Source organism: Azospirillum doebereinerae (genome assembly GCF_003989665.1).
Taxonomy (GTDB): Bacteria; Pseudomonadota; Alphaproteobacteria; order Azospirillales; family Azospirillaceae; genus Azospirillum; species Azospirillum doebereinerae.
The window spans coordinates 1-1181 of record NZ_RZIJ01000072.1; the positions used below are offsets into that span (position 1 = coordinate 1).

The 1181-nt window shown below is 76.5% G+C and carries 2 protein-coding genes; both read left to right on the forward strand.

Annotated elements, in window-relative coordinates:
• On the forward strand, positions 1–407 hold a 407-nt coding region (locus tag EJ913_RS31215; protein ID WP_127005222.1), incomplete at its 5' end, for an ATP-binding cassette domain-containing protein.
• Positions 404–1105, forward strand: a complete 702-nt coding sequence (locus EJ913_RS31220) for an ABC transporter ATP-binding protein (protein WP_127005223.1) — start codon at positions 404–406, stop codon at positions 1103–1105. The genes EJ913_RS31215 and EJ913_RS31220, both read left to right, overlap by 4 nt.
• The last annotated feature ends 76 nt before the right edge of the window (positions 1106–1181 follow it).

Genomic DNA, 1181 nt, shown 5'->3' on the forward strand with positions numbered 1-1181 from the left:
CGGCCGAGGCGCACGCCCGCTGGGCGCTCGACCGCATGGGCGTCGGCGATCTCGCCGCGCGGCGCTGCCGCGACCTGCCGGCGGCGTCAAGGCGGCGGGTGGAGCTGGCCCGCGCGCTGGCCCGGCGCCCGGCGGTGCTGCTGCTCGACGAGCCGGCGGCCGGGCTGACCGACGCCGAGAAGACGGACCTCGCCGCCCGCCTGCGCGCCCTGGCGGCGGAAGGGACGGCGCTGCTGGTGGTGGAGCACGACATGGGGTTCCTGCTGCCGCTGGCCGGCCGGGTGCTGTGCCTGGATCGCGGGCGCCCGCTGTATGAGGGGCCGCCGGAGGGGGTGCGCCGCGACGCCGCCGTCATCGCCGCCTATCTCGGCGACGGCCCCAAGCCCGGCCCCGGAGACAAGTCATGACCGCGCTTCTGTCCGTCGAGGGGCTCTCCGCCGGCTACGGCGGCGCGCCGGTGCTGGACGGCCTGTCGCTGTCGGTCGCGGCGGGCGAGACGGTGGCGCTGCTGGGCGCCAACGGGGCCGGCAAGTCGACCCTGCTCAAGGCGCTGCTCGGGCTCGTTCCGGCGCGCGGCGCGCTGTGCTTCGCGGGCGAGGACATCGCCGCGCTGCCCACCGAAAAGCGGGTGCGGCGCGGCCTCGGCTACGTGCCGGAGGGGCGGCGGGTCTTCGCCGGGATGAGCGTGCGCGACAACCTGGAGGTCGCCGGCCTGCCCGACCGCCGCGCCCGTGCCGAGGACGTCGGGCGCGTCTTCGCCCTGTTCCCCGACCTTGCCCGCAAGAGCGCGGAGCGCGCGTGGCGGCTGTCCGGCGGGCAGCAGCAGATGCTCAGCCTCGGCCGGGCGCTGATGGGTCGGCCGCGCCTGCTGCTGCTCGACGAGCCGTCGCTCGGCCTGTCGCCGAAGCTGGCGGACGAGGTCTTCGCCGCCATTCGCGCCGTCGCGGAGTCGGGCACCGCCGTGCTGCTGGCCGAGCAGAGCGCCGCGCGCGCCCTGTCCGCCGCCCCGCGCGCCGTGCTGCTGCGGCTGGGCCGGGTGGTGGCGGACGGCCCGGCGGCGGCGCTGCCCGCAGCGGCGCTGCACGACGCCTTCTTCGGCCTGTAAGAGCACCTAACAAAAGGGTGTTTTGGCTGTTAAGGGGCTATGGCACGCCCCCTCGTCCCGGATCGGCTTTGGTCGA